At 70.3% G+C, this 24,212-nt stretch carries 25 protein-coding genes; 16 read left to right on the forward strand and 9 right to left on the reverse strand.

Annotated elements, in window-relative coordinates:
- Positions 1–12: 12 nt before the first annotated feature.
- A complete protein-coding gene (gene tkt / locus ACWED2_RS20900; protein ID WP_449692131.1) occupies positions 13–2,115 on the reverse strand; it encodes a transketolase in 2,103 nt (700 codons plus the stop codon).
- 282 nt (positions 2,116–2,397) lie between these two features.
- Between tkt and ACWED2_RS20905 the strand changes: the two genes are divergently transcribed.
- From ACWED2_RS20905 to ACWED2_RS20920, 4 genes are all read left to right on the forward strand, one after another.
- Positions 2,398–3,378, forward strand: coding sequence for a heme o synthase (locus tag ACWED2_RS20905; RefSeq protein ID WP_449692132.1), 981 nt, complete (start codon positions 2,398–2,400; stop codon positions 3,376–3,378).
- Between the two features lie 200 nt (positions 3,379–3,578).
- Entirely contained in the window at positions 3,579–3,977 is a 399-nt protein-coding gene (locus ACWED2_RS20910; protein ID WP_449692133.1) for a hypothetical protein, read from the forward strand.
- Positions 3,978–4,037: 60 nt separating this feature from the next.
- Positions 4,038–6,275 (forward strand): HelD family protein, encoded by a 2,238-nt coding sequence (locus tag ACWED2_RS20915; protein WP_449692134.1) that lies wholly within the window; start codon positions 4,038–4,040, stop codon positions 6,273–6,275.
- Positions 6,276–6,285: 10 nt separating this feature from the next.
- Complete coding sequence (locus ACWED2_RS20920) at positions 6,286–6,846, forward strand: FKBP-type peptidyl-prolyl cis-trans isomerase (protein ID WP_449692135.1); 561 nt, start codon at positions 6,286–6,288, stop codon at positions 6,844–6,846.
- Between the two features lie 48 nt (positions 6,847–6,894).
- On the opposite strand, the gene ACWED2_RS20925 is transcribed toward ACWED2_RS20920, so the two are convergent.
- Positions 6,895–7,857, reverse strand: coding sequence for a quinone oxidoreductase family protein (locus ACWED2_RS20925; protein ID WP_449692136.1), 963 nt, complete (start codon positions 7,855–7,857; stop codon positions 6,895–6,897).
- Positions 7,858–7,939: 82 nt separating this feature from the next.
- Here ACWED2_RS20925 and ACWED2_RS20930 point away from each other — a divergent pair, with 82 nt between their 5' ends.
- Positions 7,940–8,242, forward strand: coding sequence for a hypothetical protein (locus tag ACWED2_RS20930; RefSeq protein WP_449692137.1), 303 nt, complete (start codon positions 7,940–7,942; stop codon positions 8,240–8,242).
- Positions 8,239–9,102 carry an ATP-grasp domain-containing protein gene (locus tag ACWED2_RS20935; RefSeq protein ID WP_449692138.1) on the forward strand — a complete coding sequence of 288 codons (864 nt, stop codon included), beginning with the start codon at positions 8,239–8,241 and terminating at the stop codon, positions 9,100–9,102. Before ACWED2_RS20930 ends, ACWED2_RS20935 begins: the two co-directional genes overlap by 4 nt.
- Before the next feature lie 319 nt (positions 9,103–9,421).
- Here ACWED2_RS20935 and ACWED2_RS20940 read toward each other — a convergent pair whose 3' ends face one another.
- The 4 genes from ACWED2_RS20940 to ACWED2_RS20955 all read right to left on the reverse strand — a co-directional run bounded on the left by ACWED2_RS20940 (position 9,422) and on the right by ACWED2_RS20955 (position 12,090).
- The gene (locus tag ACWED2_RS20940; RefSeq protein ID WP_449692139.1) at positions 9,422–9,655 is read right to left on the reverse strand and encodes a hypothetical protein; all 234 of its coding nucleotides are present in this window, start codon (positions 9,653–9,655) and stop codon (positions 9,422–9,424) included.
- Between the two features lie 84 nt (positions 9,656–9,739).
- Positions 9,740–10,657, reverse strand: coding sequence for an acyl-CoA desaturase (locus ACWED2_RS20945; RefSeq protein ID WP_449692140.1), 918 nt, complete (start codon positions 10,655–10,657; stop codon positions 9,740–9,742).
- Positions 10,658–10,720: 63 nt separating this feature from the next.
- A complete protein-coding gene (locus ACWED2_RS20950; RefSeq protein WP_449692141.1) occupies positions 10,721–11,686 on the reverse strand; it encodes a COX15/CtaA family protein in 966 nt (321 codons plus the stop codon).
- Positions 11,687–11,799: 113 nt separating this feature from the next.
- Positions 11,800–12,090, reverse strand: a complete 291-nt coding sequence (locus ACWED2_RS20955; protein WP_449692142.1) for a hypothetical protein — start codon at positions 12,088–12,090, stop codon at positions 11,800–11,802.
- 146 nt (positions 12,091–12,236) lie between these two features.
- Between ACWED2_RS20955 and ACWED2_RS20960 the strand changes: the two genes are divergently transcribed.
- On the forward strand, positions 12,237–13,118 hold the full coding sequence (locus ACWED2_RS20960) for a hypothetical protein (RefSeq protein WP_449692143.1): 882 nt from the start codon (positions 12,237–12,239) through the stop codon (positions 13,116–13,118).
- Here the strand turns inward: ACWED2_RS20960 and ACWED2_RS20965 are convergent.
- The 3 genes from ACWED2_RS20965 to mptB are packed head-to-tail and all read right to left on the reverse strand — an operon-like array spanning position 13,111 to position 16,454.
- A complete protein-coding gene (locus tag ACWED2_RS20965; protein ID WP_449692144.1) occupies positions 13,111–13,893 on the reverse strand; it encodes an ABC transporter permease in 783 nt (260 codons plus the stop codon). The two genes, ACWED2_RS20960 and ACWED2_RS20965, sit on opposite strands and share 8 nt — an antisense overlap.
- A complete protein-coding gene (locus ACWED2_RS20970; RefSeq protein ID WP_449692145.1) occupies positions 13,890–14,816 on the reverse strand; it encodes an ABC transporter ATP-binding protein in 927 nt (308 codons plus the stop codon). Before ACWED2_RS20970 ends, ACWED2_RS20965 begins: the two co-directional genes overlap by 4 nt.
- Before the next feature lie 6 nt (positions 14,817–14,822).
- Positions 14,823–16,454, reverse strand: coding sequence for a polyprenol phosphomannose-dependent alpha 1,6 mannosyltransferase MptB (gene mptB / locus ACWED2_RS20975; protein ID WP_449692253.1), 1,632 nt, complete (start codon positions 16,452–16,454; stop codon positions 14,823–14,825).
- A 160-nt stretch (positions 16,455–16,614) separates the two neighbouring features.
- On the opposite strand from mptB, the gene ACWED2_RS20980 reads away from it, so the two are divergent.
- From ACWED2_RS20980 to lepB, 9 genes are all read left to right on the forward strand, one after another.
- On the forward strand, positions 16,615–17,394 hold the full coding sequence (locus ACWED2_RS20980) for a helix-turn-helix transcriptional regulator (RefSeq protein ID WP_449692254.1): 780 nt from the start codon (positions 16,615–16,617) through the stop codon (positions 17,392–17,394).
- Positions 17,391–18,839 (forward strand): Fe-S cluster assembly protein SufB, encoded by a 1,449-nt coding sequence (sufB, locus tag ACWED2_RS20985; RefSeq protein ID WP_449692146.1) that lies wholly within the window; start codon positions 17,391–17,393, stop codon positions 18,837–18,839. The genes ACWED2_RS20980 and sufB overlap by 4 nt, the downstream gene beginning before the upstream one ends.
- A gap of 2 nt (positions 18,840–18,841) precedes the next feature.
- Positions 18,842–20,014, forward strand: a complete 1,173-nt coding sequence (gene sufD / locus ACWED2_RS20990) for a Fe-S cluster assembly protein SufD (protein WP_449692147.1) — start codon at positions 18,842–18,844, stop codon at positions 20,012–20,014.
- A gap of 29 nt (positions 20,015–20,043) precedes the next feature.
- A complete protein-coding gene (gene sufC, locus ACWED2_RS20995; protein ID WP_449692148.1) occupies positions 20,044–20,814 on the forward strand; it encodes a Fe-S cluster assembly ATPase SufC in 771 nt (256 codons plus the stop codon).
- Positions 20,815–20,857: 43 nt separating this feature from the next.
- A complete protein-coding gene (locus ACWED2_RS21000; protein ID WP_449692149.1) occupies positions 20,858–22,147 on the forward strand; it encodes a cysteine desulfurase in 1,290 nt (429 codons plus the stop codon).
- Positions 22,144–22,593, forward strand: coding sequence for a Fe-S cluster assembly sulfur transfer protein SufU (gene sufU / locus ACWED2_RS21005; RefSeq protein WP_449692150.1), 450 nt, complete (start codon positions 22,144–22,146; stop codon positions 22,591–22,593). The genes ACWED2_RS21000 and sufU overlap by 4 nt, the downstream gene beginning before the upstream one ends.
- Complete coding sequence (locus ACWED2_RS21010) at positions 22,590–22,985, forward strand: metal-sulfur cluster assembly factor (protein WP_449692151.1); 396 nt, start codon at positions 22,590–22,592, stop codon at positions 22,983–22,985. Before sufU ends, ACWED2_RS21010 begins: the two co-directional genes overlap by 4 nt.
- Before the next feature lie 96 nt (positions 22,986–23,081).
- Positions 23,082–23,414 carry a YnfA family protein gene (locus ACWED2_RS21015; RefSeq protein ID WP_449692152.1) on the forward strand — a complete coding sequence of 111 codons (333 nt, stop codon included), beginning with the start codon at positions 23,082–23,084 and terminating at the stop codon, positions 23,412–23,414.
- A 29-nt stretch (positions 23,415–23,443) separates the two neighbouring features.
- Entirely contained in the window at positions 23,444–24,211 is a 768-nt protein-coding gene (gene lepB / locus ACWED2_RS21020; protein ID WP_449692153.1) for a signal peptidase I, read from the forward strand.
- Position 24,212: the final 1 nt, after the last annotated feature.

Consider the following 24,212-nt stretch of genomic DNA (forward strand, 5'->3'; position numbering starts at 1 on the left):
CTGTCATCCCCTTCAGGAATTCTTGGTGTTGGCGATCGAGCGACGGGCGGCCTCGACGACGGCTTCCGCGGTGAACCCGAACTCACGGAACAGTGTGGCGGCATCGGCGGAGGCGCCGAAGTGCTCGATCGAAACGTTCACCCCGGCGTCACCGGTGAAGCGGTGCCACGACTGGGCGATGCCCGCCTCGACGGACACGCGGGCCTTCACACCGGCCGGGATGACGGATTCGCGGTAGGCCGCGTCCTGCGCGTCGAACCACTCGACGCACGGCATGGACACGACACGCGCCTTGACGCCGTCGGCGTCCAGGGTCTTCTTGGCCTCGACGGCGAGCTGGACCTCGGAGCCGGTGGCGATGAGGACCACGTCCGGGGTGCCGTCCGAGTCGGCCAGGACGTACCCGCCCTTGGCCACGCCCTCGGCGCTGGTGCCCTCGAGCACCGGCACGTTCTGGCGGGTCAGCGCCAGGCCGGACGGGTGGTGGATGTCCTCCAGCACGGCCTTCCAGGCGTACGCGGTCTCGTTGGCGTCCGCCGGGCGGACGACGTTGAGGCCCGGGATCGCGCGCAGCGCGGAGAGCTGCTCGATCGGCTGGTGCGTCGGGCCGTCCTCGCCGAGGCCGATCGAGTCGTGCGTCCACACGTAGGTGACCGGCGCCTTCATCAGCGCGGCCAGCCGGACCGGCGGGCGCATGTAGTCGGAGAAGATGAGGAACGTCGCGCCGTACGGGCGGGTGCCGCCGTGCAGCGCGATCCCGTTGAGGATCGAGCCCATGGCGTGCTCGCGGACGCCGAAGTGCAGCGTCCGGCCGTACGGGTTGGCCTGCCACATGTCGGTGGCGGCCTTCTCGGGCCCGAACGAGTCGGCGCCCTTCATCGTCGTGTTGTTGCTCTCGGCCAGGTCGGCCGAGCCGCCCCACAGCTCCGGCAGCGGCTCGGCGAGGGCGTTGAGCACCTCACCGGAGGCCTTGCGGGTGGCGATGCCCTTGGCGTCCGGCTCCCACTTCGGCAGGTTGTCGGCGAAGCCCTCGGGCAGCGTGCGGGTGGACAGCCGGTCCGCGAGCTTCTTGCGCTCCGGGTTGGCCTGGGCCCACGCCTCGAACTTCTCGTCCCACTCCGCGTGCGCGGCCCGGCCGCGCTCGGCCGCCTGGCGCGTGTGCTTGAGCACGTCGTCCTCGACCTGGAACGACTGCTCCGGGTCGAAGCCGAGGATCTCCTTCACCGCGGCGACCTCTTCGCCGCCCAGCGCGGCGCCGTGCGCCTTGCCGGTGCCCATCTTCTTGGGCGCCGGGTAGCCGATCACGGTCCGCAGCGCGATGAACGACGGCCGCTGCGTCTCGGCCTTCGCGGCCTTGATGGCCTCCTCGATCGCGACGACGTCCTCGCCGCCCTCGACGACCTGGGTGTGCCACCCGTAGGCCTCGTAGCGCGCGACGGTGTCCTCGGACAGCGCGATGTTGGTGTCGTCCTCGATCGAGATCTTGTTGTCGTCGTAGAAGACGATCAGGTTGCCCAGCTCCTGGCGGCCCGCGATGGACGAGGCCTCGGAGGTGACGCCCTCTTCGATGTCGCCGTCGGAGGCGATCACGTAGATGTGGTGGTCGAAGATGCTCTCGCCGGGCGCGGCGTCCGGGTCGAGCAGGCCGCGCTCGCGGCGGGCGGCCATCGCCATGCCCACGGCGTTCGCCAGGCCCTGGCCCAGCGGGCCGGTGGTGGTCTCGACGCCGTCGGTGTGGCGGTACTCGGGGTGACCCGGGGTCTTCGAGCCCCACTTGCGCAGCTGCTTGAGGTCCTCGAGCTCGAGGCCGTAGCCGGCGAGGAACAGCTGGATGTAGAGGGTGAGGCTGGAGTGGCCGGCCGACAGGACGAACCGGTCGCGGGCCGGCCAGTGCTGGTCGTTCGGGTCGTGGCGCATGGTGCGCTGGAACAGCGTGTAGGCCAGCGGCGCCAGGCTCATCGCGGTGCCGGGGTGGCCGCTGCCACAGTTCTCCACGGCGTCGGCGGCCAGCACCCGGACGGTGTCCACGGCGCGGGTGTCGGTGTCGGTCCAGTCGGCGGGGACGTTACGCCGGAGGAGTGGGTTGTTCTCGCTGGTAGTGGCGGTTTCGGACACTGAACTCCAACTCCCGGTCATGATGGTTGCGGCTGGTCTTCCTCGTTCCGGTTACCCGTACGCGCGGCTACTTATCTCAATCGATCCCGAAGGGACGATATTCCTGCTCGCGGCCATGCGCAGGGGCAATCGCGGCCCGTCGCGGCCAGCCTAGTGCTTGGGCCGGTCGAGGACCCGCGATCACCCACGGGATTCACCACGTCTAACATCGTTCGAGGGTTCAGTGGGGCTGGTTCTTCGGCTACCCGCGCTGTCCCGCCCGAACCTGACGCAGGGAGTGAAATGTCGCCGGTGAACGCTGCGCACGGACGCAGTGAAGACACCAGCGCCGTGCACCCGACCGGTGAACGACCGCACGGTGAGCGGCGAAGCCTCCGCCGGGTCGTCGGTGCCTACGCCGCGCTGGCCAAGCCCCGGGTGATCGAGCTCCTGCTGGTGACCACCATCCCGGCGATGTTCCTCGCCGGCCGTCAGATCCCCTCGCCGTGGCTGGTACTGGCCACGCTGGTCGGCGGGACGATGGCCGCGGGCAGCGCGAACGCGCTCAACTGCGTGATCGACGCGGACATCGACAAGGTGATGAACCGCACGAAGCGCCGCCCGCTGGTGAAGGACTCGGTGCCCCGCCGCGGCGCGCTGATCTTCGGCCTGGTGATGGGCGTCGCCTCGGCCGCCGTGCTCTACCTCACGGTGAACCTGCTCTCGGCGATCCTGGCGATCGCGACGATCCTCTTCTACATCTTCGTCTACACGCTCGGCCTCAAGCGGCGCACGTCACAGAACGTGGTCTGGGGCGGCGCGGCGGGCTGCATGCCGGTGGTCATCGGCTGGGCGGCCGTCACCGGCACGGTCCAGTGGCCGGCGTTCGTGATGTTCGGCGTGATCTTCTTCTGGACCCCGCCGCACACCTGGGCGCTGGGCATGAAGTACCGCGAAGACTACGAGCGCGCGGGCGTCCCGATGCTGCCGGTGGTCGCCACCGCCCAGCACGTGGCCCGCCAGATCGTCATCTACTCGTGGGTGATGGTGGCCTGGACGCTGCTGCTGCTCCCGGTGACGTCCTGGCTGTACGGCACGTTCGCCATCCTGGCCGGCGGGTGGTTCCTCTTCTACGCCCACAGCCTGCAGGCGGCGGTGCGGCGCGGCGAGGAGACCAAGCCGATGGCGCTGTTCCACCGGTCGAACACGTACCTGATGATCGTGTTCGTCGCCCTGGCCGTCGACTCGGCCATCGGGCTGCCGACCCTCGGCCTGCCGTTCTGATCCTCCGGCGGATCGGGATCGGGGTCACCGCGGTCGTCGTCTTCGGCCTGCTGGTCCTCCTCGGCCACGGCCGGTTCGACTTCGACCAGGACCGGCTGCTCGGCACCGGCTGCGCCATCCCGGCCAAGATCACCGCACGTCCCGGCCCGGCGCCCGACGGCGGCGCCGTCCGCGTCGCCGAACAGGGCCCGGGCGCTGCTGTGCTGGAGAACACCAGCACTCTCGCCGCCTACCGGATCCCGGTGACGTCCGGCTCCCGGACCGTCGACGTGCCGCTGCTCGTCCCCGGCCAGCGGATCGGGGTCCTCCTCGACCGGCCCACGGTCGGCCCGGTGATCTGGATCGCCCGGGAGGCCCTGGGCGGCTTCACGCCGGTGACCGCCGCCGTCGTCCCCGGTGGTGTCCGGTACCACAGCGAGAACTGCCGGGCGCTGACCAGCCGTGGTGCCGCGGTGCTGTTCCGTGCCCCGGACGGGCGAATCACCGGGGGTGAGCAGCTGCCGCCGGCGGACGTGTCGTGCGCACGAGGGGAGCAGGTGCTGCCCGTCGCCGTCCGGGCCGGCGAGGTCTTCCCGTACTGCGCCCTCGGAACGGAATGATCGGGCGGCGACCGCCGTTACACTTCGTTGGCTCTTTTCCTTGAGGCGAAAGCAGGATCCTTGTCTTCGGACGACTTTTCCGCCGAGCTCGCCCGCGAGCAGGCGTACGTCACCACCCTCTACGCGAAGCTCGACGCCGAGCGCCTCGAAGCCCAGCGCCGCCTCGACGAGACGCTGCGGCAGACCGGCGGCACTCCGCAGGCCCGCACCGAGCGCGACGTCGCCACCACGCTCTACACCGACCGGCTCGCCCAGCTCGGCTCGGTCGAGCAGGGCCTCGCCTTCGGCCGGCTCGACTTCGTCCCCGAGAGCGCCGAGGAAACCACCTACATCGGCCGACTCGGGCTGTTCGACGAAGACGACGACTACCAGCCGCTGCTCGTCGACTGGCGGGCGCCGGTCGCGCGGCCGTTCTACCTCGCCACCGCGGCTTCCCCCGAGGGGGTGCGACGGCGGCGGCACCTGCGGTCGCTGAGCCGCAAGGTCACCGGCTTCGACGACGAGGTCCTCGACCTCACCGCCGCCGACCAGGGCCAGGACCTCGGGCTGGCCGGCGAAGCCGCGCTGCTGGCCGCGCTCGAACAGCGCCGCACCGGCGAGATGAGCGACATCGTCGCGACCATCCAGGCCGAGCAGGACCGGATCATCCGCGCCCCGCTCGGCGGGGTCATGGTCGTGCAGGGCGGCCCCGGCACCGGCAAGACCGCCGTCGCGCTGCACCGCGCCGCCTACCTGCTCTACACGCACCGCCAGCAGCTCACCACCCGCGGCGTGCTCGTCGTCGGCCCGAACAGCACGTTCCTGCGCTACATCGGCCAGGTGCTGCCGTCGCTCGGCGAGACCGGCGTGCTGCTCGCCACCATCGGGCAGCTCTACCCCGGCCTGGCCGCCGACGGCGTCGAACCCCGCGAGGCCACCGAGGTGAAGGGCCGGCTGGTGCTGGCCGAGGTGCTGGCCAACGCCGTCCGCGACCGCCAGCGCGTGCCCGAGCCCGTCATGGAGATCGAGTACGAGCACGACGTGCTGCGGCTCGACCGCAAGACGTGCACGGACGCCCGCACCCGCGCCCGCCGCTCGCGCCGGCCGCACAACCCGGCGCGGCGCCTGTTCGTCTCCGACGTCCTCGACGCGCTGACCCGCCAGGCCGCCCGCAAGCTGGGGGAGGACCTCCTCGACGGGCAGGACCTGGCCGACATCCGCGCCGAGCTGGCCGCCGACGAGAACGTGGCCGCCGCGCTGGACTCGTTGTGGCCGGTGCTGACCCCGGAAGGCGTGCTCGACGACCTGTTCGCCGACCGCGAACGGCTCGACAGCGCCGCCCGCAAGCTCCTTTCACCCGAAGACCGCGCCCTGCTGGAGAGCCCCCGCGACGCGCGCTGGACGCCCGCGGACGTGCCGCTGCTCGACGAGCTCGCCGAGCTGATCGGCGTCGACGACACCGAGGCGCGCGTCGAGCGCAAACGCCGTGAGCGCGAGGACCGCGCGTACGCCGAGGGCGTGCTCGACATCCTCGAGCAGGACGAAGAGATCATCGACGAGGAGCTGCTGCGCGTCTCCGACGTGCTCGACGCCGAGCTGTTCGCCGAACGCCAGCAGGCGCGCAGCGAGCTGACCGCCGCCCAGCGGGCCGCGCAGGACCGGACGTGGACGTTCGGGCACGTGATCGTCGACGAGGCCCAGGAGCTGTCGGCGATGGACTGGCGGCTGCTCATGCGGCGCACGCCGAACCGGTCGATGACGCTGGTCGGCGACGTCGCCCAGACCGGCGCGGCGGGCGGGGCGCGGTCGTGGGGCGAGGTGCTCTCGCCGTACGTCGAGGACCGGTGGCGGCTGGAGCAGCTGACGGTGAACTACCGCACGCCGGCCGAGATCATGGCCGTCGCCGCGCGGGTGCTCGCGGAGGTCTCGCCGGGGCTGTCGGTGCCGTCCTCGGTGCGGGAGACCGGGGTGCCGCCGTGGTCGGTGCGGCCGGCGTCGCTGGAGGCGGAGCTGCCCGGGCTGGTGACCCGCGAGCTGTCCGAAGTGGACGGCGGCACGGTGGCGGTCCTGGTGCCCGCGGCCCGGTTCGACGCGGTTTCGGCGCTGCTCGGCTCGTTCGACGAACGGCTGAGCGTGCTGACGGTCGAGCGGTCGAAGGGCCTGGAGTTCGACTCGGTGGTTCTCGTGGCGCCGGACGAGGTCGTCGCGGGTTCGCCGCGCGGCCTGAACGACCTGTACGTGGCCCTGACGCGGGCGACCCGGCGGCTCGGCGTGGTCACCACCGGTGACGACGTTCCGGCACTCTCCGTGCTTGGCTAGGGTGCCCGGCATGCACAACATCGGGAAGATCGTGGTCGTCGCCGCGGCGGCGCTGTCGCTGGCCGCGTGCGGCCAGCAGGCCAAGACCCAGTCGGCCGCTCCGGCGGGACCGCCCGTCCCGTCGTCGACCGCCGCGCCGGCGCCCCAGAGCAAGGGCCGCGAGTGCACCGCGGACGACGTCAAGACGACCGGCAAGTTCGGCGAGGTGCCGACGATCACCATCCCGGACGACTGCGACCCGCCGAAGAAGCTGATCACGAAGGACCTGTCCGAGGGCACCGGCGACCCGGCCAAGGCCGGGCAGAAGCTCAGCATGAACTACCTGCTGGTGACGTGGTCGGACAAGCAGAAGCTGGACAGCTCCTTCGACCGCGGCAAGACGTTCGACCTGAACCTGGGCGCGGGCGAGGTCATCCCCGGCTGGGACCAGGGCCTGGCGGGCATCAAGCAGGGCGGCCGCCGCCTGCTGATCATCCCGCCGGACCTCGCCTACGGCGACGGCGGCAACGGCATGAAGCCGAACGAGACGCTCGTGTTCGTCACCGACGCGGTGGCGGTCGGCGCCGCCTGACCTGCGTCGAGGCCGCCGCGGGAACTTCCCGGGGCGGCCTTCGAGGCGTCAGGGGATGAGCAGCAGCTTGCCGGTGGTGCGGCGGCCCTGCAGGTCTTCGTGGGCCCTGCGGGCCTCGGCCAGGGGGTACTTGCCGCCGATGCGGATGGTCAGCTCGCCCGCGAGGATGGCGTCGAACAGCTCCTTCGCGCGCCAGTCGAGCTCTTCGCGAGTGCGGACGTAGTGGCCGGACGTCGGGCGGGTCAGGTACAGCGAGCCGCCGGCGTTGAGGCGCTGCGGGTCCAGGGGCGGCACCGGGCCGCTGGAGGCGCCGAACAGCGCGAGCAGGCCGCGGACCTTCAGGCTGGCCAGGCTGCCGTCGACGGTGTCCTTGCCGACACCGTCGTAGACGACGTCGACGCCCTCGCCGTTCGTCAGCTCGCGGGTGAGCTTGGCGAAGTCGTCGCGGTCGTACCGGATGACCTCGTCGGCGCCGGCTTCGCGGGCGAGCTTCTCCTTCTCCTCCGTCGACACGGTGCCGATGACGCGGGCGCCGCGCGCCTTCGCCAGCTGCACCAGGAGCAGGCCGACACCGCCCGCGGCCGCGTGCACCAGCACGTCGTGGCCCGGCTTGACCTCGAAGGTCGAGGCGACCAGGTAGTGCGCGGTGATGCCCTGCAGCATGGTCGCGGCGGCGGTCTCGAGCGAGACGCCTTCCGGGACCTTCACGGCGACCGACGCGGGGACGAGCTTGCGGGCGGCGTAGCTGCCGATCGACCCCTGCCAGGCAACGCGGTCACCGGGTTCGAACCCGGCCGCGGCTTCGACGACCGTGCCGGCGCCTTCGAGGCCCGGCACGAACGGCAGCTCCATCGGGTAGATGCCCTGACGCTGGTAGGTGTCGATGTAGTTGACCCCGGCCGCGGCGACGTCGACCAGCAGCTCGCCGGCCTCGGGGGCGCGGACGTCCACTTCGGCCGGTTCGAGCACTTCCGGGCCGCCGGTCTTCGTCACCTGCACTGCGGTGGGCATGGGGCTCCTCCTCCGGGTCGGGTTCTCCCGGTGCAACTATGGCCGAGGCCACGCTGTTCCGCGTTCCGGCCGGTTCTTGGTTATGGTTCGGAGCGTGTCAGAGACAGTTTCGCCGACCAGCGCACAGCTGGGCGCGGCCCGCAAGTTCGTGAAGGCGCACGGCAAGCCGTCCCGCGCGGTGGTGGAGAACATCGGCCGCGCGGGCGCCCGGGTGGTCCTGGTCGGAGCCGACGGCGCTCTTGGTGACGTGGTGGTCCCTTCGGTGGAGACGGGCGAGGCGCTGATCGAGGCGGTCGAGGACCTGTCCCCGGCGACGTGGGACGCGGAGACGGTGCAGGCCACGAAGATCGGCCCGGAGCACCGCCGCAAGATGGCGGGCAAGTGAGCCGCACGGCGGTCCTGGTCAGCTGCGCGGAACTCCCCTCGGGCGACGGCGACGACGACGCTTTGCTGCCTGCTTTGTCGTCGCTGGGCTTTTCGGTCTCGTGGGCGCCGTGGGATTCTGCGTTCGACTTCGCCTCGGCGGACGCGGTGATCCTGCGCGCCACCTGGGATTATGCCTCCCGCCGCGCCGAGTTCCTGGCGTGGTGCGAGTCGGTGCCGTCACTGTTCAATCCGGCTGACGTGGTGCGGTGGAACACGGACAAGTCGTACCTCGTGGAGTTGCTGGACGCTGGGGTGGCGGTGGTGCCGACCTCGCTGGTCTTGCCGGGTTCTTCGGCGTCTTTTCCCGCTGGTGAGTTCGTGGTGAAGCCTTCGGTGGGCGCGGGTTCGCGGGGTGCGGCTCGGTTCGCCGGGGGTGATTCGGGTGCTGCCGCTCATGTGGCCGGGTTGCACGCCGAGGGACACACGGCGTTGATCCAGCCGTATCAGTCCAGTGTGGATAGTGCTGGTGAGCTGGCTTTGGTGTATCTGGGTGGGATCTACTCGCATGCGTTCACGAAGGGCGCGATGCTGGGGTCCACAATGGATGCTTCGGGGTTGTATCTTTCGGAGTCCTTGGCGCCGGCTTCGCCGCCTGAGGATGCGGTGGCGTTGGCTGAGGACGTCCTGGACGCGGCTTCGGCTTTGCTGGGGATCCTGCGGGCCGAGCTGTTGTACGCGCGGGTGGACGTGGTGCGCGGGGCGGACGGGAAGCCGTTGCTGCTGGAACTGGAGCTGACGGAGCCGTCACTGGGCTTCCGCCAGACGAATCCGGCGGCGGCGATGCGGTTCGCCTCGGCGGTGCGGCAGCAGCTGGCGTGAACGGGAATGAGGCCACACCGCGCCGATGTGGCCTCATTCTTACTGGAAGAGCCGGCGCCGGGCCGGTCTCAGTTCCCGGTGTTGCCCCCTCCGTCGATGCCCCGGCTTGGCGCCGACCGTTCAATCGACATCGCGCATCCTTCACTGGTGCTCTACCCACCCTTCTGTGTACTAGTACACCAAGTCGATATCGGTGACAAGTCGTGTGCGCGGGGAGCTGGTCGAGGGGGCCAGTGGATCAACGAGAAATCCCCGCCACCGAGCGAGTTCACGCTGGGTAACGGGGATTTCCGCTCGTCCGTTCGGCGGGCCGCCTCGTTCAGTCGCTGGTGTTGCCGCCGCCTTTGACCCCGTCGACGGACACGTCGTTGCCGGTGTTGCCGCTGAGGTCCACGCTGTTGCCGGTGTTGCCGCCGCCTCCCCCGAGGTCCTGGAAGTTTCCGGTGTTGCCGCCGCCTTCTCCGCCGCCCAATGCGATGACCGCGACCGCCAAGAACATCGTGGCCGCTCGCCTGGCGCGGCTGCCAACTTCTTCGCCGCAGTTGCGCTTCACTCGCCTTGTCCCTTCGCTGGTCGTAACGCGAAGTTACTGGACGGCTTCTGACACTCCAGAGACGGCCTCGGCTACTCAGGGTGATCAAATCCGCTTGGCGGCCAGCTTTTCCATCCGCGGCCACCGCACGTTCGTGGCCCAGCCGAACCGCTCGAACGCCCAGATCACCCGAGCTGAGATATCCACCTGCCCCCGCAGCACCCCGTGCCGCGCACACGTCGGATCAGCGTGGTGGGAGTTGTGCCACGACTCGCCCATCGACAGCAGCGCCAGCGGCCAGAAGTTCGCCGCCTTGTCGCGGCTGGCAAACGGCCTCTCGCCGATCAGGTGACACACCGAGTTCACCGACCACGTCACGTGGTGCAGGAACGCGATCCGCACCAGGCCCGCCCAGAAGAACGCCGTCACGACGCCCCACCAGGACCACGAGATCAGGCCACCGAGCACCGCCGGCAGCGCCAGGCTCAGCGTGATCCACAGCCAGAAGTAGCGGTTCACCCAGCGCACGTCCGAGTCCGCCACCAGGTCCGGCGCGAAGCGGTCCGCGTTGGTCACCTCGCGGCCGAACATCCAGCCCATGTGCGCGTGCCAGAACCCGCGCAGCAGCGCCGACGGTGACGTGCCGAACAGCCACGGCGAGTGCGGGTCGCCTTCGCGGTCTGCGAACGCGTGGTGCCGCCGGTGGCTCGCCACCCAGAAGATCACCGAGCCCTGCACCGCCATGCTGCCCGCGATGGCCAGCACCACCCGCAGGGGCCGGGACGCCTTGAACGCGCCGTGGGTGAAGTAGCGGTGGAAGCCCACCGTCACCCCGAGCGTGGCGAACACGTAGAACGCCGCCGCGAGGATCAGGTCTATCCAGCTCATGCCCCAGCCCCACACCAGGGGGACCGCGACGAGCAGCGCCAGGAACGGCACCAGCAGGAAGGTCTTGAGCACGATCATCTCGCCGGTGCCGCGGCGGTGGGAGATCAGCGGCTTGGGCGCGGTGCGCGACGTCATGGCGCGAACAGTAGCTCACGAACCGGACACCCACGCCGACGCCGAGTTAAGCGGGCGTTGCCTTCAGGCTGCGGTGAGCTCCCGCGGCGCGGCGGTCAGCGACGTCACCGGGCCGCGGTCGCGGCTGCCCGTCCACAGCGTCGCCGTGGCGATGATGACCGCCATCGCGCCCAGGACGTGGAACGACACCATCGCCTCCGGCACGCCCAGCGCGTACTGCAGCGAACCGAGCGCCCCCTGCGCGACGGCGACCACCCAGACCGCCGTGTAGCGCTGCCAGAGGCTCTTCGGGGCGCCGACGCGCAGCAGCTGGAGGCCGAACACCGCGAGCAGCAGCAGGTAGAGCACCAGCAGGCCGCCGTGGACCTGGGCGAGCGCCTCGACCGGGGCGTCGAGGCGGTGGGTGTTGATGTCGCCACTGTGCGGGCCGGCGCCGGTCACCGTGGTGCCCGCCGCCAGCACCAGCCACATCACGACGGCGAGCAGGACCAGGATCGTGCGGCCGGCCGCCGGGACCAGCAGGCGCGGGGTCTCGTCGCCTTCGCGGAACGCGCGCAGCAGCAGCACCGCCAGCCAGACGAGCGGGGTCGTCGCGAGGAAGTGGATCGCGACCGTCCACCACTCCAGCTTCGCGAGCACGGTGAGACCGCCGACGACGGCCTGCAGCACCACGCCGCCGGGCATCGTCCAGGCCAGCTTGACCAGGCGCTTGCGCTCCGGGTGGTCGATCTGCACGCGCCACGCCGTGACGACCGCGACGGCGGCGATGACGATGACGACGCCGGTGAGCAGCCGGTTGCCGAACTCGATCCACTGGTTGAGCGCGTCGATGCCGGAGTCGTGCTTCGGGACGAGGCTGCCGGCCACGCACTGGGGCCAGGTCGGGCAGCCGAGCCCGGACCCGGTGACGCGCACGATGGACCCGGTGACGCCGATCAGCGCCTGCGCGAGGACCGCGGCGATCCCGACGGCCCGCTGCACGGCGGCGGAGGGAAACGGCAGGCGGGCGACGAGGCTGGTGAACGGCACGGCATCGATGGTAGAGCGCGCGGAAAACGTGCTTCCGGCAGGTCCGGACGCTCAGAGTGCGGGGATGGCCGCAAGGGACCTTGGTCCTGACGGCGGAATCGGCGGGCATCCGTTCACCGCCGTTTCTTCGGGTCGCGTCCCGCACCTTTCCCGCGCCCGCGCGACCGGTCCGGGAGGACGTCGTTTCGCGGGTTCCCGGCCAAGAACGTCGCCACCGCCACCAGGGCGTTCAGCAGCGCTGCCATGGCTGCGCCGGAAGTCAGGACCGCGACGGTGAGCGATTCGCCGTCCAGCCAAGCGATAAGGCAGGCTGCCGAACCCAGTGACACGACGGCCGCCCCGCCGAAGGTGACCAAGGTTCGTGCTCGTGCGGTGCGCGACGAAGATCGGTTCGACTTGGGCATCGGGGTACTTCCTTGTTCGCAAACGACGTAGGCGAACAACGATGGCAGCAAACGTAAGATCAGGTGAAAAATCCACCGTTACGGCGGTTTACAGTAGTTTTACAGCGTCTTACGGTGGGCCGTCACACCCTGTGGGGAGGTGGCCCATGACGCCGGAAGAGCTACTCGCGGCGACGCTCCGGAAGCTGCACCTCAAGGCGGGAAAACCGAGCACCCGGACGATCGCCGCCGCCGTCGGCGGGGTCAGCCACACGACGGTCAACGAAATGCTGCGGGGGTCCCGGGTCCCGGCTTGGACGCTCGTCGAGAAGGTCGGCCGCTTCCTGGAGGGTGACGAGGCCGAGCTGCGAGCGCTGTGGATGGCGACGCAGAAGACACCGCTCCCGCGCGGGGAAGCGCACAACGACCTCTGGGACCCGGTGTACCTGGACCGCCTGGTCATCACCTCGTTCGTCAGCGGGAAGGGAACCCGGGAGGTCCGGACCGCCGAGCGGTGGATCAGGGCCACGAGCGACGGGGTCGACCGCTTCCGCGTCCGGGCGGCGGCGCTCCAGGGGATCTCTCACGCCGGAAGCGGCCGGGTCAACGTCGAGCCGTACCTCAACTGCACGATCGGCAAGGTCAAGCCCGTCAAGATCTCGGAAGAAGGCGACGCGTTGCTCGTCGACGTGCTGCTGGCCGTTCCGCTCGACGAAGGGGAGTACGGGTTCTTCGCCACCAGGAGCCGCTACGAACACCCCGCTCGCTTCACCAGCTACACCGAAACCACGATCACCTGCCAAGGAGCCCGGGAAGTGTTGGTCAGGGTGCAGTTCTCGAGCGACAGTGTGCCCTCGAAGTGCTGGCGCTACGTGGGATCATCCGAGATCGACATGCAGGAAGAGCCGCCGGCGGGCTCGCGGCGGATCCTGACGGTTTCGTCGTCGAGGTACGTCGACCTGAACGCCCGTAGCCTGCCGCCGGGGGCGCGGGTCGGGGTGGCTTGGAAGTGGGACCCGAAGACCGTGCCCGGACTGGTCGTCAGGTGAGCTTCGTCGTCCGCGAAGCCACCGCTCCGGCGACCACCGCCCACACCGCCAGAACGAGCATGGGGCCGGGCGCGAAAGCACCATCCACCAAAGCGGCGCGCATCCCCTCCGCCAGCGCCCCCGACGGCAGCAGCTCCACCACCCGAGCCAGCCCCGAAGGCAGTGACGACGGCGCCAGCAGGATCCCGCCCGCCAGCAGCAGCACGAACCACACGATGTTCGCCAGCGCCAGCACTGCCTCGGCCCGCAACGCCCCGCCCAGCAGCACACCCAGCGCCCCGAAGGCGAGCGTCCCCAAAACGAGCAGAACCACAGCCGACAGAAGACCCGAAAGCGAAGGCGACCACCCCAGGAAAGCCGCCACCACGCCGATGATCACCGACTGCAGGGCCACCACCACCAGCGCCGCCGCGAGCCGGCCCGCCACCAGCAGCCACCGCGGCAACGCCGTCGCCGACAAGCGCTTCAGCACGCCGTAACGCCGGTCGAAGCCCAACGCGATCGCCTGGCCGGTGAACGCCGACGACATCACCGCCAGCGCCAGGATCCGGGGCGTGATCCAGTCCACGCGCGGGACCGAACCCAGCGAAGACGCCGGCAGGATGTCCAACAGGGACAGCCCGATCAGCAGCGCCAGCGGGATCAGGAGCGTCAGCAGGACCTGCTCGCCGTGGCGCAACGTGAGACCGACCTCGATGCGCGCGTGCGTGCGCAACATGCGGCCCAGCGATCCCCGTCCGGGCGCCGGGGTGAACGTCCCAGGAGCAAAAGTCATGCCCGCAGCTCCCGTCCGGTCAGCTCCAGGAAGACCTCTTCCAGGGTCCGCTTGCCCACCTGCAGCTCCTCCGGCAGCACGCCCTGCTGGGCGCACCACGCCGTCACCGTCGACACCACCTGGGGGTCGACCGAGCCCACCACCACGTACGTGCCCGGCGCCGACTCGCGCACCGCGTAGCCCTCCGGCAGCGCCGCGGTCAGCAGGGCCGTGTCGAGCCGGGTGCGGGCCTTGAACCGCAGGCCCGCGCTGCCCGTCTCGTCCATCGTCAGCGACTGCGGCGCGCCGGACACGACGACCTTGCCGTGGTCCATGATCACCACCGTGTCGGCCAGCGCCTCGGCCTCCTCCATCAGGTGCGTGGTCAGCAGCACCGAGACGCCGTCGGCGCGCAGCGCGCCCAGCAGGTCCCACACCAGGCGGCGGGCCTGCGGGTCCATGCCCGCCGTCGGCTCGTCGAGGAACACCAGCTCCGGGCGCCCGACCAGGGCGCACGCCAGCGAAAGCCGCTGCTGCTGCCCGCCGGAGAGGCGCTTGAACGGCGTCCGGCGCACCGAAGCCAGCCCGAGGACCTCCAGCAGCCACGCCGGGTCGAGCGGGGCCGCCGCGCACGACGCCACCAGGCGGAGCATCTCGTCCGCCCGGACGCCCGGGTACGCGCCGCCGCCCTGGGGCATGATCCCGACGCGGGGACGCAGCGCCGAAGACTCGCGGACCGGGTCGAGGCCGAGGACCCGCACCGAACCGGCGTCAGCGCGGAGGAAGCCCTCGCAGAGCTCGACGGTGGTGGTCTTGCCGGCCCCGTTCGGGCCGAGCAGGGCGAGCAGGCTGCCGCGCTCCATCCGCAGGTCGAGGCCGTCGACCGCGCGGGTGGAGCCGTAGCTTTTGACCAGCCCGGTGATCTCGACGGCAGGGGCACTCACATCGGGTCACGATACGGCGTCGACCGGCTCGGGCAGCCGCGGGGACGGCTTGGCGAGCAACACCGGGGCGAGCCGCCGCACGATCAGCATCCCGCCGCCGCAGACGACGATCGCCGCGACGTAGGCGAACGGCAGCACGTACGGGCGGCCGTCGAAGGTGCTGCCGGTCGGCGGGAGCAGGAACGGCAAGGCCGCGCTGATCACCGTCGCGGCGACGCGGAACCTCGACGTCCCGGCCGCGGCGGCCAGCGGGATCACGGCCCAGAGCACGTACCAGGGCTGCAGGTTGATCTGCAGGATCATCACCGCTCCCATGGAGACGCCGAGCCCGATGATCGGCCGGTAGCGCCACTTGAAGCTGTCCCAGAGGAACTTGAAGGTGATCCCGACGGCGACCAGGTAGCCCAGCGCGCCGAGGATCGGGACCAGCGCGTTCGTGTGGTTGCCGAGCCCGAGCGCGATGCCGAGGACGCCGGAGAGGTTGGCCAGCTCGGCGGTGGGGGAGATCCAGGAGCGGACCAGGCCGGGGGTGTTGAACGTCGCCCCGAACCAGCCGAAGCCGAGGCCGGTGCCGAAGCAGACGGCCACCAGGACCACGCCGAACCACAGCGCCATCGGCACGCCGGCCACGAACAGGTCCTTGAGCCTGCCGTGCCAGCGCCGCGCCACCATCACCGCGAAGAACGGCAGCGCGAACACCGCGGGCAGCTTCACCGCGACGCCGAGGGTGATGATCGCGACGCCGAGCCCGATGTACAGCAGTTCGCCGCGGGCCAGCGGGGGTGGCGTGTCGCCCTTCACCCGGATCGGCAGCCGCCGGATGCCGATCTCCAGCCCGGCCAGCATCAGGCCGACGGCGAGCGAGTCGTTGTGGGCGCCGGCGACGAAGTGGAAGATCAGCAGCGGGTTCAGGGCGCCGAGCCACAGCGCGGTCGCGGGCTGGACGCCGAAGCGGCGGGCCAGCCGCGGCAGCGCCCAGACGATGAGCACCACCCCGGCGAGCGCGAGCAGCCGCTGCAGCAGCACGCCGACCGCGATGCTGTTGCCCGCCAAGGGCGCCAGCCAGCCGCCGAGGCGCAGCACCAGCGGCCCGTACGGCGCCGGCGTCTCGCGCCACATGTTCGACACGCCCGCGGTGAACGGGTCGGCGACGCCGAGCGCCTGCGCCGGGCCGAGGACGTACGGGTCCATCCCGCGGTGCACGATCTCGCTCTGCGCCAGGTAGCTGTAGACGTCGCGGGAGAACAGCGGCGGGATGACCAGCAGCGGCAGCACCCACAGCGCGGTGGTGCGCGCGAGCTGGCCCTGCGACGCCAGCCGCTCCCGGCTGGGCTGGGCGAACCGGCCGAGCATCAGCCAGCTCAGCACCAGGATGCCCATCCCGGAGATGGCGATGGCCAGCGACACCGTCGGGATCCGGGTGAACAGCCGCAGCACCGGGATCTCCTGCACCGGGTTGATCACCGGGGCGGCGCCGGCGCCGAGGGAGCCGAGCGCGAGGAACAGCGACCCGACCGTGCCGAAGCGGCGGACGACGTTCAGCCCGCGCTGCTCGTCGGCCTCCAGGGGGAGCGGTTCGCGGGGGCGGACGGGCGAGAGCGTCACCGGGTGGGCACTGCCGGTTTCGAGCCGTGCCACTTGCTGCTCCTGTTCGCCCACTGCCACGCGTGCAGGGTATCGGCCCCCCTGGCGAGTGAGTCGGGTCACTGCCGGACACCCCGCCTTTGCGGGTCACCCGGAAATAAGACACACTTGTGTTGTGAAAAAGACGGAGGCGGGTGACCAGGCGGGCGGCGACATGCCCCGCGCCGCACACCCGCACGTCCCGTCGCAGGTCAGCGCGGAGGGCAAGACCCGCCACGAGGTCGCCCGGCTGCTGCTGGAACAGGGTCCCATGACCGCCGTCGTGGTCGCCGAGCAGCTCGGGATCAGCCCCACCGCCGTCCGGCGGCACCTGGACGCGTTGCTCGCGGACGGCGAAGCCGAGACGCGGGACGCGCCGCGCCGTGGACCCCGAGGTCGGGGTCGTCCGGCCAAGCTCTTCCTGCTCACCGAGCCGGGCCGCGCCCGCTTCGGGCACGCCTACGACGACCTGGCCGTCTCCGCCATCCGCTTCCTGGCCGAGCACGCCGGGGAGGACGCCGTCCGCGCCTTCGCCGAGCGGCGCATCGAGAAGCTCGTCGGCCCGCACCGCTCGGCGATCACCGAACCGGGTGAGCCGGCGGCGCGCGCGGAGGCCCTCGCGGCCGCGCTGAGCAGGGAAGGCTACGCTGCGTCGACCCGCCAGGTCGGTGCCCCGGCACCAGGACAGAACGTGGGCGCGCAGCTCTGCCAGCACCACTGTCCGGTCGCGCACGTCGCCGCGGAGTTCCCGCAGCTGTGCGAGGCCGAGACGGAGGCGTTCGCGAAGCTGCTGGGCACCCACGTCCAGCGGCTGGCGACCATCGCACGCGGGGACTCCGCGTGCACCACCCACGTACCCGTCACGGCGGGTCAGCCGGCCCATCCCGAGCCGGCCAGAACGGTGTCCCCCGAGGGGCACACAGCACGGATCCCGAATGGAGGGAAACCCGCATGACTGCCGCTGCCGAGCAGCGCACTCCCACCACCGCGCCACTGAGCCAGGAAGAGACCATCGAGTCCCTTGGCAAGTACGCGTTCGGCTGGGCGGACTCCGACGAGGCGGGCGCCAGCGCCCGTCGCGGGCTGAACGAGGACGTCGTCACCGACATCTCCTCGAAGAAGTCCGAGCCGGAGTGGATGCGCGAAGCGCGACTGAAGGCGCTCAGGCTCTTCGAGAAGAAGCCCATGCCCAACTGGGGGGCCGACCTCTCCGGGATCGACTTCGACAACATCAAGTACTTCGTGCGGTCCACGGAGAAGCAGGCCACCTCCTGGGAGGAACTGCCCGAGGACATCAAGAACACGTACGACAAGCTCGGCATCCCCGAGGCGGAGAAGCAGCGCCTCGTGGCCGGCGTCGCCGCGCAGTACGAGTCCGAGGTCGTCTACCACCAGATCCGCGAGGACCTGGAGGAGCAGGGCGTCCTGTTCCTGGACACCGACTCCGCGCTCAAGGAGCACCCGGAGCTGTTCCAGGAGTACTTCGGCTCGGTCATCCCGGCCGGCGACAACAAGTTCTCCGCGCTGAACACGGCGGTGTGGTCCGGCGGCTCGTTCATCTACGTGCCGAAGGGCGTGCACGTCGAAATCCCGCTGCAGGCCTACTTCCGGATCAACACCGAGAACATGGGCCAGTTCGAGCGCACCCTGATCATCGTCGACGAAGGTGCGTACGTGCACTACGTCGAGGGTTGCACGGCGCCGATCTACCAGTCCGACTCGCTGCACTCGGCGGTCGTGGAGATCATCGTCAAGAAGGGCGCCCGCTGCCGCTACACGACCATCCAGAACTGGTCGAACAACGTCTACAACCTGGTCACCAAGCGCGCCAAGTGCGAAGAGGGCGCGACCATGGAATGGATCGACGGCAACATCGGTTCCAAGGTGACGATGAAGTACCCGTCGGTGTTCCTCATGGGCGAGCACGCCAAGGGCGAGGTCCTGTCGGTCGCGTTCGCGGGCGAGGGCCAGCACCAGGACGCGGGCGCCAAGATGGAGCACCTCGCGCCGTATACCTCTTCGACCATCGTGTCGAAGTCGGTGGCGCGCGGCGGCGGCCGGACGTCCTACCGCGGCCTGGTCAAGGTCGCGAAGCGGGCGCACCACTCGCGCTCCAGCGTGGTCTGCGACGCGCTGCTGGTGGACACCATCTCGCGCTCGGACACGTACCCGTACGTGGACATCCGCAACGACGAGGTGTCCATGGGCCACGAGGCCACGGTGTCCAAGGTCAGCGAGGACCAGCTGTTCTACCTGATGTCGCGCGGGCTCGACGAGGCCGAGGCGATGGCGATGATCGTGCGCGGCTTCGTGGAGCCGATCGCCCGTGAGCTGCCGATGGAGTACGCGCTCGAGCTGAACCGCCTGATCGAGCTCCAGATGGAAGGGTCCGTCGGCTAGTCATGTCGGTCACTGAGAACAACGTTTCCGAGGCTCTTCGCGAGGGGGCGGTCATTCCGGCCGCCTCCCGCGCGGAGCGCTTCACCTCCTACGACGTCGAGGCCTTCGAGGTCCCCGGCGGTCGTGAGGAGAACTGGCGCTTCACGCCGATGAAGCGCCTCCGCGGCCTGCACAACGGCACCGCCGCCGCCACCGGCGAGATCACCCTCGACGCCGAAGCCGCACCCGAGCTGAAGATCGAGTCGGTCGGCCGGGACGACGAGCGGCTGGGCGCCGCGGGTGTCCCGAGCGACCGGATCGCCGCGCAGGCGTACTCGGCGTTCACCAAGGCCACCGTCGTGACGGTGCCGAAGGAGACGAAGGCGTCGAAGCCGTCCGTGCTGCGGATCCACGGCCCGGGCGAGGGCGAGGTCGCCTACGGGCACCTCCAGGTCCGCGCCGAGGCCTTCGCCGAGGCCGTGATCGTGCTCGACCACGTCGGCTCCGGCACCTACGCCGACAACGTCGAGTTCGTCATCGGCGACGGCGCCAAGGTCACCGTGGTCAGCGTCCAGGACTGGGCCGACGACGCGGTGCACGTCTCCGAGCAGCACCTGAAGCTGGGCCGCGACGCCGCGCTGCGGCACACCGTGATCACCCTGGGCGGTGACCTGGTCCGCATCTCGCCGACGGCGACGTTCGCGGACAAGGGCGGCGACGTCGAGATGCTCGGCGTCTACTTCGCCGACGCCGGCCAGCACCAGGAGCACCGCCTCTTCGTCGACCACGCGGTGCCGAACTGCAAGTCGCGCGTGATGTACAAGGGCGCGCTGCAGGGCGAAGACGCGCACACGGTGTGGATCGGCGACGTCCTGATCCGCGCCGCGGCCGAGGCCACCGACACCTACGAGCTCAACCGCAACCTGGTGCTCACCCCCGGGGCGCGCGCGGACTCGGTGCCGAACCTCGAGATCGAGACCGGCGAGATCGAAGGTGCCGGCCACGCGAGCGCGACGGGAAGGTTCGACGACGAGCAGTTGTTCTACCTGCAGTCGCGCGGGATCGCCGAAGAAGCCGCGCGGCGCCTGGTCGTGCGCGGGTTCTTCCACGAGATCCTCGTCAAGATCGACGTCCCCGAGGTGCGCGAGCGCCTCGAAGCCGCGATCGAAGCCGAACTCGAAGCCGTCGGTGCCTGACCGCCCTCTCTGACTTAGGAAACGAAGAAATGGCTACCCTGGAAATCAAGGACCTCCACGCCTCGGTCACGACCGACGAGGGCGCCAAGGAGATCCTCAAGGGCGTCAACCTGACCATCAAGTCGGGCGAGACGCACGCGATCATGGGCCCCAACGGCTCGGGCAAGTCCACGCTGTCCTACGCCATCGCCGGGCACCCGAAGTACGAAGTCACCTCGGGCGAGGTGCTCCTCGACGGCGAGAACGTCCTCGAGATGAGCGTCGACGAGCGCGCCCGCGCGGGCCTGTTCCTCGCGATGCAGTACCCGGTCGAGGTGCCGGGCGTGTCCATGTCCAACTTCCTCCGCACCGCGGCCACCGCGGTCCGTGGCGAGGCCCCCAAGCTGCGCCACTGGGTCAAGGAGGTCAAGGAGGAGATGGGCAAGCTCGAGATCTCGCAGGAGTTCGCCGAGCGCTCGGTCAACGAGGGCTTCTCCGGCGGCGAGAAGAAGCGTCACGAGATCCTGCAGCTGGCGCTGCTCAAGCCGAAGTTCGCCATCCTCGACGAGACCGACTCCGGTCTCGACGTCGACGCCCTGCGCGTCGTGTCCGAGGGTGTGAACAACTACAAGGCTTCGAGCGAGGTCGGCGTCATGCTGATCACGCACTACACCCGGATCCTGCGGCACATCACGCCGGACTTCGTGCACGTCTTCGCCGGTGGCCGCATCGTCGAGTCGGGCGGCAAGGAACTGGCGGACGAGCTGGAGGAGAACGGCTACGTCAAGTACGTCGGCAAGCCCGAGCCGGCCGCTCTCTGACGCTTTTCCCAGTACGACACCGAGAACGAGAGGAGTCGGCCCGATGACCACCACCTCGGCCAGCTCTGTGCCACTCGACGTGGCGGCCCTCCGGGCCGACTTCCCCATCCTGTCGCGCACCGTTCGTGACGGGAAACCCTTGGTGTACCTGGACTCGGGGGCGACCTCGCAACGCCCGACCGCGGTGTTCGAGGCCGAGCGCGAGTACGTCTTCACGTCGAACGCCGCCGTGCACCGCGGTGCGCACCAGCTGTCCGAAGAGGCGACCGACGCCTACGAGTCCGCGCGGGCGAAGATCGCCGAGTTCGTCGGCGCCGACCCCGAAGAGCTGGTGTTCACCAAGAACGCCACCGAGGGCATCAACCTCGTCGCGTACTCGATGAGCAACGCCGCCACCGCCGGTCCCGAGGCCGCGCGGTTCGTGGTCGGCCCGGGTGACGAGATCGTCGTCACCGAGATGGAGCACCACGCGAACCTCGTGCCGTGGCAGCAGCTGTGCCAGCGCACCGGGGCGACGCTGAAGTGGTTCAAGGTGACGCCCGGGGGCAGGCTCGACCTGTCCGATGTGGATGAACTGATCACGCCGCGCACCAAGGTGGTCGCGTTCGCGCACCAGTCGAACGTGCTCGGCACGGTCAACCCGGTCTCGCTGCTGGTCGAGAAGGCCAAGGCGGCCGGCGCGCTCACCGTGCTCGACGCCTGCCAGTCGGTGCCGCACTTCGCCGTCGACTTCCACGCGCTGGGCGTCGACTTCGCGGTGTTCTCCGGGCACAAGATGCTCGGCCCGTCCGGCATCGGCGTGCTGTACGGCCGCACCGAGCTGCTCGAAGCGATGCCGCCGTTCCTCACCGGCGGGTCGATGATCGAGATGGTCCGCATGGAGGGCTCGACCTTCGCGCCGCCGCCGCAGCGGTTCGAGGCGGGCGTGCCGATGACGTCGCAGGCCATCGGCCTCGGCGCGGCCGTCGACTACCTCTCGGCCATCGGCATGGACCGCGTCGCCGCGCACGAACACCAGCTCGCCGCGGCCGCGATCGAGGGCATCGGCGCGATCCCCGGCGTCCGGATCATCGGGCCGACGGACCTCGAGGACCGCGGCGCGACCGTGTCGTTCGTGATCGACGGCGTGCACCCGCACGACGCCGGCCAGGTGCTCGACAGCCTCGGCATCGCCGTCCGCGTCGGCCACCACTGCGCGTGGCCGCTGCACCGCGCCTGCAACGCGCAGGCGACCGTGCGCGCGTCGTTCTACCTCTACAACGACCTGTCCGAAGTGGACGCCCTGGTGGCCGGGATCCGCGAGGCGCAGAAGTTCTTCGGGGTGGGGCAGTGAACCTGGAGAGCATGTACCAGGAGATCATCCTGGACCACTACAAGCACCCGCACGGGCGCGGCCTGCGCGACCCGTTCGACGCCGAGTCGTTCCAGGTCAACCCGACCTGCGGCGACGAGGTGACGCTGCGGGTGAAGATCGACGACGGGAAGGTCGCCGACGTCTCCTACGACGGCCAGGGCTGCTCGATCAGCCAGGCTTCGACGTCGGTCTTGACGGATCTCGTCGTCGGCCACACGCTGGAGGAGGCGTTCACCACCATGGACGCCTTCGTGGAACTGATGCAGGGCAAAGGAAAGGTCGAGCCCGACGAGGACGTGCTGGAGGACGGGGTCGCCTTCGCGGGCGTCGCCAAGTACCCGGCCCGCGTGAAGTGCGCCCTCCTCGGCTGGATGGCTTTCAAGGACGCCGTCGCCCGGACGAGCAGTGGAGATGGACAGGCATGACCGAAGACACCGCCACGCGTGAGGGGCGCACCGCCGCCGACCTCGACGCCGAGACCACCGCGAAGCAGGACCTCGACCTCGCCAAGATCGAGGACGTCGAGGAGGCCATGCGCGACGTCGTCGACCCGGAGCTCGGCATCAACGTGGTCGACCTCGGCCTGGTCTACGACATCCGCGTCGAACCGGACAACACGGCGACCCTGGACATGACGCTGACGTCCGCGGCCTGCCCGCTGACCGACGTCATCGAAGACCAGACGTCGGCGGCGCTGACGTCCGGCGGGCTGGTCAAGGACTTCCGGATCAACTGGGTCTGGATGCCGCCGTGGGGCCCGGAGAAGATCACCGAGGACGGCCGCGAGCAGCTGCGCGCCCTCGGCTTCACCGTCTGAGTTCTCCTTCGTCGAGCGGGTCACCCTCCGGGGTGGCCCGCTTTGCGTATAACGGCCTATACCGCGCCTGGAGCGGGCCCGGGTTAGCATCCCGGGGTGATCCTGCGGTCGATCCTCCTGTTCCTGGCCGCGGCCGGCTGCGAAATCGGTGGCGCCTGGCTGATCTGGCAGGGCATCCGCGAGCACCGCGGCTGGCTCTGGATCGGCGGCGGCATCGTGGCGCTGGGCGTGTACGGCTTCGTGGCCACCCTCCAGCCCGACGCCCACTTCGGCCGCATCCTCGCCGCGTACGGCGGGGTGTTCGTCGCCGGTTCGCTGGCCTGGGGGATGGTTGCGGACGGTTACCGCCCTGATCGGTACGACGTGCTCGGTGCGCTGCTCTGCCTGGCCGGGGTCGCGGTGATCATGTACGCGCCGCGCACGGGGTGACGACGCAGGTGAGGGGGCGATAGATCGTCGTGACCGAACTCGCCGTCCCGCCCGCGCCGCCGGAACCGCGGCGGTCTCCCGCGCTCGCGGTCTGGGTCGCCGTGGCCCTGCTCGGCCTCGGCGCCGCCATATATGGCGGGGGCACGGCCGTCGCCGCCTACCGGGCCTATCGGGTGCCGGGCCCGGTGATGAGCCCCGCGTTGAAGCCGGGTGGCCAGGCCGTCGTGCGCACGTCCGGCGGCGAGGAAGTCCACCGCGGGGACGTGGTCATGTTCGACCGCGGCGCGTTCGCCCACCCGGACTCCTCCGGGCTCGCGGCACTGCGCGTGGTCGCGGTCGGCGGCGACATCGTCGCCTGCTGCACCGCAGGGCGGCTTTCGGTCGACGGCAAGCCGATCACCGAGGACTACCTGGCCCAGGACGAGTACGCGCACGACGCGGCCGCCACCACGCCGTACCTCGTGCGTCTGCACGAGGGCGAGCTGTTCCTGCTCGGGGACGAGCGCGGCCGCGCCCGCGACTCGCGCTTCTTGGGTTTGGTGCCGGTTTCCGCGGTCACCGGGTTCGTGGCCGGCACCAGAGGCCTGTTCCACCCGGCGCCCTTGGCGCGCCCGACCGCGTTCACCGACGCGGGTTTGCCCGGCGCGCCGTTCGAAGATGCCACGTACCCCGCGTTGCGTTGGTGGCTGGTCACGGGCGTGGGCGTGCTCGCCGCCGGAATCATCGGGCTGATCGTGACGCTCGTCCGGACCGCCGGAAGACGACGAAACGCAGCCGCAGTCCCACCAACGCACTGAT

The organism is Amycolatopsis sp. NPDC005003, assembly GCF_053600695.1.

Excerpts from the sequence above, each read along its gene's own strand:
- sufC (WP_449692148.1), top strand. The coding sequence starts at position 20,044 with ATGGCTACCCTGGAAATCAAGGACCTCCACGCCTCGGTCACGACCGAC.
- ACWED2_RS21000 (WP_449692149.1), top strand. The coding sequence starts at position 20,858 with ATGACCACCACCTCGGCCAGCTCTGTGCCACTCGACGTGGCGGCCCTC.
- ACWED2_RS20945 (WP_449692140.1), bottom strand. The coding sequence starts at position 10,657 with ATGACGTCGCGCACCGCGCCCAAGCCGCTGATCTCCCACCGCCGCGGC.
- ACWED2_RS20965 (WP_449692144.1), bottom strand. The coding sequence starts at position 13,893 with ATGACTTTTGCTCCTGGGACGTTCACCCCGGCGCCCGGACGGGGATCG.
- ACWED2_RS20925 (WP_449692136.1), bottom strand. The coding sequence starts at position 7,857 with ATGCCCACCGCAGTGCAGGTGACGAAGACCGGCGGCCCGGAAGTGCTC.
- sufB (WP_449692146.1), top strand. The coding sequence starts at position 17,391 with ATGACTGCCGCTGCCGAGCAGCGCACTCCCACCACCGCGCCACTGAGC.
- ACWED2_RS20980 (WP_449692254.1), top strand. The coding sequence starts at position 16,615 with ATGCCCCGCGCCGCACACCCGCACGTCCCGTCGCAGGTCAGCGCGGAG.
- ACWED2_RS21010 (WP_449692151.1), top strand. The coding sequence starts at position 22,590 with ATGACCGAAGACACCGCCACGCGTGAGGGGCGCACCGCCGCCGACCTC.
- ACWED2_RS20920 (WP_449692135.1), top strand. The coding sequence starts at position 6,286 with ATGCACAACATCGGGAAGATCGTGGTCGTCGCCGCGGCGGCGCTGTCG.
- sufD (WP_449692147.1), top strand. The coding sequence starts at position 18,842 with ATGTCGGTCACTGAGAACAACGTTTCCGAGGCTCTTCGCGAGGGGGCG.
- ACWED2_RS20960 (WP_449692143.1), top strand. The coding sequence starts at position 12,237 with ATGACGCCGGAAGAGCTACTCGCGGCGACGCTCCGGAAGCTGCACCTC.
- ACWED2_RS20955 (WP_449692142.1), bottom strand. The coding sequence starts at position 12,090 with ATGCCCAAGTCGAACCGATCTTCGTCGCGCACCGCACGAGCACGAACC.
- ACWED2_RS20905 (WP_449692132.1), top strand. The coding sequence starts at position 2,398 with ATGTCGCCGGTGAACGCTGCGCACGGACGCAGTGAAGACACCAGCGCC.
- ACWED2_RS20930 (WP_449692137.1), top strand. The coding sequence starts at position 7,940 with ATGGTTCGGAGCGTGTCAGAGACAGTTTCGCCGACCAGCGCACAGCTG.